This window comes from Bradyrhizobium sp. P2_E8, from assembly GCF_056403875.1.
This window is the reverse complement of the sequence record NZ_JBFUES010000244.1, coordinates 1-8,413: the sequence shown is the minus strand read 5'-3', so window position 1 is coordinate 8,413 and position 8,413 is coordinate 1. Positions and strand designations below refer to the sequence as shown.

Annotated in this window: 8 protein-coding genes; 2 read left to right on the top strand and 6 right to left on the bottom strand. The window is 64.1% G+C overall.

The window, feature by feature from the left end:
- Both AC1D00_RS15775 and AC1D00_RS15770 read left to right on the top strand, forming a co-directional pair.
- Window positions 1-585, top strand: a 585-nt coding sequence (locus AC1D00_RS15775) for an FIST C-terminal domain-containing protein (protein WP_477011311.1), incomplete at its 5' end; no start/stop codon positions are given.
- A gap of 5 nt (window positions 586-590) precedes the next feature.
- On the top strand, window positions 591-1,940 hold the full coding sequence (locus AC1D00_RS15770) for a hybrid sensor histidine kinase/response regulator (RefSeq protein ID WP_025576175.1): 1,350 nt from the start codon (window positions 591-593) through the stop codon (window positions 1,938-1,940).
- Window positions 1,941-2,118: 178 nt separating this feature from the next.
- On the opposite strand, the gene AC1D00_RS15765 is transcribed toward AC1D00_RS15770, so the two are convergent.
- The 6 genes from AC1D00_RS15765 to AC1D00_RS15740 form a co-directional block, all read right to left on the bottom strand.
- Complete coding sequence (locus AC1D00_RS15765) at window positions 2,119-2,814, bottom strand: response regulator (RefSeq protein WP_477011310.1); 696 nt, start codon at window positions 2,812-2,814, stop codon at window positions 2,119-2,121.
- A gap of 133 nt (window positions 2,815-2,947) precedes the next feature.
- Window positions 2,948-3,634, bottom strand: coding sequence for a response regulator transcription factor (locus AC1D00_RS15760; RefSeq protein WP_027546743.1), 687 nt, complete (start codon window positions 3,632-3,634; stop codon window positions 2,948-2,950).
- Window positions 3,635-3,772: 138 nt separating this feature from the next.
- A complete protein-coding gene (locus AC1D00_RS15755; RefSeq protein ID WP_477011309.1) occupies window positions 3,773-4,945 on the bottom strand; it encodes a c-type cytochrome in 1,173 nt (390 codons plus the stop codon).
- A 137-nt stretch (window positions 4,946-5,082) separates the two neighbouring features.
- Window positions 5,083-6,798, bottom strand: coding sequence for a PQQ-dependent methanol/ethanol family dehydrogenase (locus AC1D00_RS15750; RefSeq protein WP_029677416.1), 1,716 nt, complete (start codon window positions 6,796-6,798; stop codon window positions 5,083-5,085).
- Between the two features lie 408 nt (window positions 6,799-7,206).
- The gene (locus AC1D00_RS15745) at window positions 7,207-7,656 is read right to left on the bottom strand and encodes an SRPBCC family protein (protein ID WP_477011308.1); all 450 of its coding nucleotides are present in this window, start codon (window positions 7,654-7,656) and stop codon (window positions 7,207-7,209) included.
- A 169-nt stretch (window positions 7,657-7,825) separates the two neighbouring features.
- The coding region (locus AC1D00_RS15740) for a LysR family transcriptional regulator substrate-binding protein (RefSeq protein WP_477011307.1) at window positions 7,826-8,413 on the bottom strand (588 nt) is incomplete at its 5' end.

Sequence of the window (8,413 nt, the reverse complement as noted above, 5' to 3'; positions counted from 1 at the left end):
GCCCTCCTGATCCTGTTGAACACCTCGCTGCCGTTCCGGGTTTTCAAGTGCGACAATTTCGAGCCGAGCCCGCAGAAGATGGTGGTCACCGAAGCCGACATCGAAAATCGAACGGTCAGGGAGCTGAACGCGGAGCCTGCGGCCCAGGAATATTCGCGCATGGTCGGGATCCTGGACGCCAAGCTCGATCCGTTCTCCTTCGCGTCCCACCCCGTGCTGGTGCGCGTCGGCGGCGCCTATTACGCGCGGTCGATCCAGCGCGTCGAACCGGACGGCTCCCTGCATTTCTTCTGCGCCATCGACGAGGGCATGGTGCTGACGGCGGCGACGTCGCGCAGCCTGGTCGGCTCGACCTGCGACACCTTCACCGAGATCCGCGACCAGATCGGAGAGGTCTCGCTCTATATCGGCTTCGAGTGCCTGCTTCGCCGGCTCGACGCCGAGCAGCATCAGCTCGCCCGCGACATGTCCGACCTGTACCGGCAGAACCGGGTCGTCGGCTTTCATACCTATGGGGAGCAGTTCGGCTCCATGCATGTGAACCAAACCTTCACCGGCGTTGCGATCGGAAGGCGCCCGTCGTGACGGACATGTGGCAGGGCCCCGATGCGGTCGACCAGCTACGGCGCGAGGCGGCGAAGCTGAAGAAGATCAATGCCGCGCTGATGTCGCGGGTCGAACGCTCGATGGACCAGCAGCTCAACGCCTTTTCATTGTTCGAAACCGCCATTGCGCTCGACCACAAGGTTCGCGACCGGACTCACCAGTTGCGCGAGGCGCTGCATTCGGTCGAGCGCGCCAATGAGGGGCTCTACCGCGCCAAGCAGCAGGCCGAAGCCGCAAGCTCGCTGAAATCATCGGTGCTGATCTCGGTCACCCACGACCTGTTGCAGCCGCTGAACGCGGCGCGCCTGACGCTGTCGGCGCTGACCGAGATGATGGAATCGCAGGAGGCGGGCCTGCTCATCGACCAGGCCGACCGCTCGCTGCTGATGCTGGAGGACCTGCTGCGGTCGCTGCTGGAGATCGCAAAGCTCGACGCCGGCGCGCTCAAGCCCGACGTGCGGGCGATTGCGCTGGCGCCCCTGTTCCAACAGCTCCGCAACGAATTCGAGCCGGTCGCGGCGCGGCAGGGTCTTTCCCTGCGCATCCGCACCTCGCCGCGCGCGGTGAGGTCGGATGCGATGATGCTGCGGCGGATCCTCCAGAACCTGCTTGCCAATGCCATCCGCTATACCCGCAGCGGCGGCGTCGTCATGGGATGCCGGCTGAAGGGCGACCACATCTGCATCCAGGTCTCCGACACCGGACCTGGAATTGCACAGGCGCAGCAGCAGGCAATCTTCCGCGAATTCCAGCGCGGCGAGGCGACCGCGACCGACCAGGCCGGCTTCGGGCTCGGCCTCTCCATCGTCCGCCGTTTCGCAACCGTGCTCGGGCACGAGGTGCGGCTGTCGTCGCAGGTCGGCAGGGGATCGACCTTCACCCTGGAGCTGGAGCCGGCCGACCTCACTGAGGTCAGCGACGAGGTGCATGAGGTCAAGCTCGCCGAGCGGCACTATAGCGGGCTCGAGGGCGCCAAGATCCTGCTGATCGAAAACGACCCGAACGGCTCGGAGGCGATGGCCGCCCTGCTGGAAGGATGGGGCTGCGACGTCGCGACCACGCGCTCTGCCGCGGATGCGCTGCTGCGCCTCAGCGAGCTCGGCGGCGCACCCGACGCGGTGATCGCCGATCTCCACCTCGATCACGGCGAGAGCGGCCTGTCGGCCATCGCCGACGTCCGCCGGCATCTGACGCTCGACACGCCGGCCATGATCATCACGGCCGACTACTCCGAAAAGGCCGCGAAGGAAGCGAGCCTGCACGGCCTCGAAGTGCTGAAGAAGCCGATCAAGCCCGCCGAGATGCGGGCGCTGCTGTCGTTCCTGCTGAGCTAGCCCGCACGGATAGTCTTCGCTTCGCCCCGCTTGCGGCGGGGCGAGCGCGCATGGCTTCCAATCAAAATGGCGAAAACAACCCCATGCATAGTACCGGTAGTATATTACATTCCGTCACGACCATGACTTACGAGTAAAAAGCGCTCTCAATTTGAAGAGCAAACAGGAGAAGATCGTCTCACTGCTGGTCCGGCCGTGCCCGCTCGCGCCTGGCCGCGGTGTCTCCGGCTGCCAGCGTCGCGAAATCGATTCTGGACATTTCGACGATGGCCTTGGTGCGGCTGAGCACGTTGAGCTTGCGAAGGATGTCGGAGACGTGGACCTTCACCGTGGTCTCCGAAATCTTCAGCTCATAGGCGATCTGCTTGTTTTGCAGGCCACGCTTGAGCATTTCGAGCACGCGCAATTGCTGTGGTGTCAGTTCGTGCAGGCGCTTCAGGAGATCCTGCGCGGGGCAGGACGCACGCAGCGGGCGGACCAGTCCGCGATAGACGGCGGGAACACAGACCGAGCCGCGCAGTACCTCGCCGATCGACTGTGCCAGATCCTGCTTGGACGACGATTTGAGGATGTAGCCGGACACGCCGAGCGACATTGCGCCGGATATGATCTGCCGATCCTGATGCCCGGAGACGATGACGACGGGAATTTTGGGAAACGCCTTGCGGATGCGGATGATGCCCGAAAGACCCGTGGTGCCCGGCATCGACAGATCGAGCAGGATCAGGTCGAACTCGGCGGCCGCCGCGACCTGTTCCAGCGCGCCGTCGATCGACGTCGCCTGAACAACATCGGCCGCAGGCGCCACCATCCGGAGCGCGCCTTCGAGCGCCTCGCGGAACAGCGGATGATCTTCGACGATCAGAAATCGCATCAGGTACGAGCCATTCTGAAGACCTTGAAGACCGTGCCCAGGATACCGCCGAGGCCGGCGTCGAATTGCACGCGTTGAGAATGACTCAGCAGAGACACGCCGGCTTGATCCAGGTCAAGAAGGACACCGCGCGTCATTGCGACCTGCCGCGATCGATCCGCGCATGAGGCCGGCTGCGCGGATCCGGCAGCTCCATCTTGCCGATCTCGATGATCGCCTTGTTGCGGCTGAACAGGCCGAGCTTGCGCAGGATCTCGGTGATATGCGCCTTCACCGTGGATTCGGCGAGCTGAAGCTCCTGGGCGATCTGCCGGTTCGGATAGCCGCGACGCAGGAGGTCGAGCACGCGAAGCTGCTGCGGCGTGAGGTCGCGCAGCTTGACCTCGAGCCCGTTGCCGGCATCGGCCCGCCGCCGCTTCGGCGTTGCCACGAAATCCTTTGGCACCGACACCGATCCGCTCAGCACGCCCTCGATCGATTGTGCCAGCTCGCGCTTCGACGTCGACTTGGGCAGATAGCCTGCGGCGCCCAGCGCCAGCGCCTCGCGGACGACATGCTGGTCCTCCTCGCTGGACACGATGGCGACGGGCAGGCGCGGATAGGCCTCGCGCAAGCGCAGGAAGCCGGAGAAGCCGGTCGCATCCGGCAGCGAGAGGTCGAGCAGCGCGAGATCGATGCCCTGCCCGGCCGACAGGATATGCAGCGCATCCCCGATCGACATCGCTTCGAAGATCTGCGCCTCCGGCAAGGCCAGCCGCACCGCATTGCCGAGCGCCTCGCGAAACAGCGGATGATCGTCGATGATCAGGAAGCTGGTCATGGCGCCTTCCCAACACTGCACCGCACGCGCATCGACCATGGCAGCGGAAGCGGCACATCCAAGCGATAGCCGTCCGGCGCCGGGATGATGCCGGACGGACGCTACCACATCCTCCCGATCGCGTTCGGTCAAGATCGTTCAGTCGTTCGATTCGGACTGGACCGTCAGCAGGAAGGAAAAGATGTGGTCGAACTGGTCGTCGGTGAAGACCTCTTTCCAGGCCGGCATGCCCTTGGTCGGCCGTCCCTCATGCACGGTCGTCCAGTACTTCTCGCGCATCTCGTCGCCGTAGCGGTGACGCAGCAGCCGCAGGTCGATCTTCCGCTCACTCTGGACCGCGTCGGGACCGTGGCAGTGCGCACAGGTTCCGTTGAAGATCTCCTTGCCGGAGCCGACGGCCTCGGTGCCCGGCGCGGCCGCGTCGCCCTTGGTCTCGGTCGCCACCACACTGGCGGTCTGCGTCACACCGGGTCCGGTCCCGGTCGTCGTTCCCACCGGCATCGCCTGGGTCGCCCCGAAGCGCGCCGGCTGACCGGTCGGCAGGCCATATTTCACCGCGAGCGCGCCGATGGTGCTCTGAAGCTGCGGCAGGACGGCATCGACGCGATCACGCAGCTCGGTGGACGTCTTGGCAAAGCCGATCGCCGCGTCCCATGACAGGCCATCGCCCTCGGTGAGCTGGATCTGGTAGCGATCATTGTAGCTGGTCTTGTTCAGCCAGCCTGCGACCGGGCCCCAGATAAAGGCGACGTCGGCCTTGCCCCGATCGAGCGCCTGCATGCCTTCCTCCGGCGACAGCACCGTCACCTTCTGGATGTCGTCGCGGCTCGCGAGCAGGTTTTGCGGCGTGCTGGCGAACTGCACGGCAACGCGCTTGCCCTTGAGGCCGTCGACGCCATCGAGCGCCTGCCCCTTGGCGGCCACGAGGGCATAGCCCTGCTTTGCGAACGCGTTGGAGAAGATCACGGCCGGTCCCATGAAATCCTCGGACCGCGGCAGCCCGATCATGGCGTCGCATTGCTTGCCGAGCAGCGTGACGCGCACGGTGCGCTTGCCGAAATAGGATTTGTACCAGTCGTAGGCGACCGGCCGGCCGAGCGCCTGCGCCAGGGCCTGCCCRATCTCGACATAGAAGCCCGGCTGCGACGGACTATCGCTCGAGAACGGAAGATTGGTCGGATCGGCGCAGAGACGGAGCGGCTGCGCTTCGTCTGCGTGCAGCGAGGGTGGAGCGATCAGCGCGGCACATACGAGCAGGCCTGCGATGGCGCGATTTCGGCTCGCACCGGTGCCAGAATGATTCGGACGCATCCTCGTCTCCCATAGCTTTGTTGGGCCAGAATTCTGTCGAGCCAGGCGCTGCGGCACCAGGCATCGGCCGATGCCGCAGCTAAGGTTTGGAAAAAGCGCGCGCGTATCCGTCACCTCGAGGATACGCGCGCGAGTGGTCACTGGACGGAGAACACGAAGAGCGAACCGCCCTCGGGAGCTGCGGCCGTCATCTTCTTTCCTACCTCGCCCAGGAACGCAGGCAGCGCAGCCGTGCGGCCGACGACGATGGCGACATATTGCTTGCCGTCGACCTGGTAGGTCACCGGACCCGCGCCGATGCCGGAGCCGAGATTCTTGCTCCACAACACCTTGCCGGACTTCGCATCGATGGCGCGGAAATCGCCATGAATGTTGCCGGCAAACACGAGGCCACCGCCGGTGGTCAGCGTGCCGCCGTTGAACGGCAGGTCTTCCTTGATCGACCAGACCTTCTTCTGCGCGACCGGATCCCAGGCCACGAGCTCGCCGAGGAAGCCGCCGGGGCCTTCCTTGGTCGGGAATTCGGCGCCGAGATAGAACACACCGCGCTTGTAGGCGACATCGGAGACCGACCAGTCCATGCAGACATTGTTGGACGGGATGTAGACGAGGCCGGTCTGCGGGTTGAACGACATCGGCTGCCAGTTCTTGCCGCCGATAAGGTTCGGGCAGATGTCCTTGGCGGGATGGTTCGGCCCGGGACGCTTGTCGGGATCCTCGACCGCGCGCATCGTGGCGACGTCCCACTTCTTGGCCCAGTTGGAGAACACGTATTTCTCCGCCGAAAGCACCTTGCCGGTCTCGCGATTGGCGACGAAGAAGTAGCCGTTGCGATCCGCCTTCATCAGCGTCGGAACGGTGCTGCCGCCGATCTTCAGATCCGCGAGCACGGCTTCGTTGACGCCGTCATAGTCCCAGGCATCGGCCGGCGTGGTCTGGATGTGCCACTTGATCTTGCCGGTGTTGGGATCGAACGCCACCGTCGAGGCGGTGTAGAGGTTGGTCAGCTTGCCGAAATTGCCGTCGCCGGTCGAGCGCACCGCCGTGTTCCACGGGCCGGGATTGCTGGTGCCCCAATAGACCGTGTCGCTCTTCGGATCGTAGGAGCCGACCAGCCAGGCCGCGCCGCCGCCATGCTGGGCGGAGTCGCCCTTCCAGGTGTCGCCGCCGGGCTCGTCCGGCGAGGGAACGGTGTAGGTCTGCCACAGCTGCTTGCCGGTGTTGATGTCGAAGGCCTGGAGCGAACCGCGCACGCCATACTCGCCGCCGCCGAAACCGGTGATGACCTTGTCGCGCACGACGAGCGGCGGCGAGGTGATGACCGAACCCTGCTTGTAATCGACCACCTTCGTCGTCCACAGCGCCTTGCCGGTCGCGGCATCGAGCGCCGTCAGCTTGCCGTCGAGTCGGCCGACGAAGATCTTGCCGTCGGCATAGGAGACGCCGCGATTGTTCACGTCGCAGCAGGCGTATTGCAGCACGTCCTCGGGAATATCGGGCTCGTAGGTCCACTTGCGCGCGCCGGTGGCGGCATCGAGCGCGTAGACGTATTTCGGGCCCCAGGAGCTCGAAACGTAGAGCGTGTTGCCGACGACGATCGGCGAGGACTCGTTCGAACGGAGCGAGGCCAGCGAGAACGAATAGGCGAGAGTCAACTTGCCGGCGTTCTCGGTGTTGATCTGCTTCAGCGGGCTGAAGCGCGTGTTGCCGTAGTCGTGGCCGGCAACGGCCCACTGGTTCGAATCGGATTGTGCCTTGAGCAGGGAGTCGTTGGCGCGAACGCCTGATGTAGCGGTGGCCAGCATCGCAACCATCGAGATGCCAGCCAAGAAGCCCTTCGTTCCAAAGGTCATTGTATTCCCTCCGCGGTGTTGTTGTGCACGCCATGTTAGGCGCCTGAGCGCGCTACGCCCGTGATGCGCAGTTCGTCTGCGAGCCATCGTTCGAAATTACAGCATCGCCTCTTCGCGCTTAGTATAGGCGGAAGGTAGTAGTGCAAATCATTGGCGGCTTTCGCCGCTCATCTCCTTGTCCGGGCTCGCGTCTTGCCCTTGTTTTGCAGCTCGAAACGGGCCATCGGATTCCGGCAAAGTCATGCCGCAATCCGATTCGTCCGGTCCACTCAGCGCAGTAGGATGGGCAAAGCGAAGCGTGCCCACCTCTTCTCTCGCAATCGTGGATTGGTAAGTGGTGGGCACGGCGCAAGAGCGCCTTTGCCCACCCTACAGGTTCGCGTCAGGGCGCCGAGGACGACGCGCTGATCACGATGATGGCGCTACCACCGCCGCGAAGTTTTCGAAGAAGTTCGCGGCAAGTTTCCGCGACGTCGAATCGATCAGCCGCGCGCCGAGCTGTGCGAGCTTGCCGCCGATCTGCGCGTCGGCCTCGTAGTGCAGGACGGTGACGTCAGGCGATTCCTCCTCCAGCCTGACCTTCGCGCCGCCCTTGGCAAAGCCTGCGACACCGCCGGCGCCTTCGCCGACGATGCGATAGCCATCGGGCGCATCGATATCGGTCAGCGTCACCTTGCCGCTGAACGTCGCCTTCACCGGACCGACCTTCAGCACCACGGTCGCAATCATCTCCGTCGGCGATGCCATCTCGAGCGATTGGCAGCCGGGAATGCAGCGCCTGAGRACATCGGGATCGTTGAGCGCAGCCCACACCTTGGCTTTCGACGCCGGAATACGCTGACTGTCGTTCATCTGCATCGCTTCCACCCTTTTGACCGTTGCTTGTACGGCTGGACTAGGGCGGCGCCCGGCTGCGATCAATCGCCAGGAAGTACTAGGCCGTGCACCCATGGACCAAGCGGAGCGATGCGGCGCTGGTGCGGCATCGCAATATGTCGCGATGAGCCGCAAGCGGACCTCCGGCTCGTCACTTGCGTTTCGCCGTTGGCTCTGCAAGCTCACGGGCGCTGTCAATGACGAGTTGCACGACCGGGCTGATGGCACGATCCCTAACGGTGACTATCCCGTTTGGTCGACGTGCCGCCGGCAGTTCAACGGACAAGACCTTAAGCGCCGAGCCCCTGGCGAGAAATTTCAGTGCGGAAGCCGGGAAAACCGTGATGAACCGCCCTGTCTCCAGCAGGCTGACCCGCATATGGGGGGAATCGGTGACCACCGTCGCGCGTGGATAGTCAAATCCGCTGGCGCGAAAGGCCTGCGTGATGATCGATCCGATCACGCTCTCCCTGGGTGGAAGCACCCAACGCTCCTCCGCCAGATCGGAGAGCTGGATGTTGCGCCGCCGAGCCCATGGATTTTTTGTACCCGCCGCGACGACATAGCAATCTTCAAATAGAAACTCGAAATGCAGCCGCTCGTCAGCAATCGGGCCGCCGCTCCGCATGATCAACAGATCGACTTTGCGCTCGCTCAGGTCGCGGTGCAGTGTTTCCATGTAGCCGGTCACGAGCTGAAATCTGATCCGCGGATGACGCCGGGACAGCCGATCTACGAG

Coding starts and splice junctions, on each gene's coding strand:
- AC1D00_RS15770 (WP_025576175.1), top strand. CDS start 591: ATGTGGCAGGGCCCCGATGCGGTCGACCAGCTACGGCGCGAGGCGGCG.
- AC1D00_RS15765 (WP_477011310.1), bottom strand. CDS start 2,814: ATGCGATTTCTGATCGTCGAAGATCATCCGCTGTTCCGCGAGGCGCTC.
- AC1D00_RS15760 (WP_027546743.1), bottom strand. CDS start 3,634: ATGACCAGCTTCCTGATCATCGACGATCATCCGCTGTTTCGCGAGGCG.
- AC1D00_RS15750 (WP_029677416.1), bottom strand. CDS start 6,798: ATGACCTTTGGAACGAAGGGCTTCTTGGCTGGCATCTCGATGGTTGCG.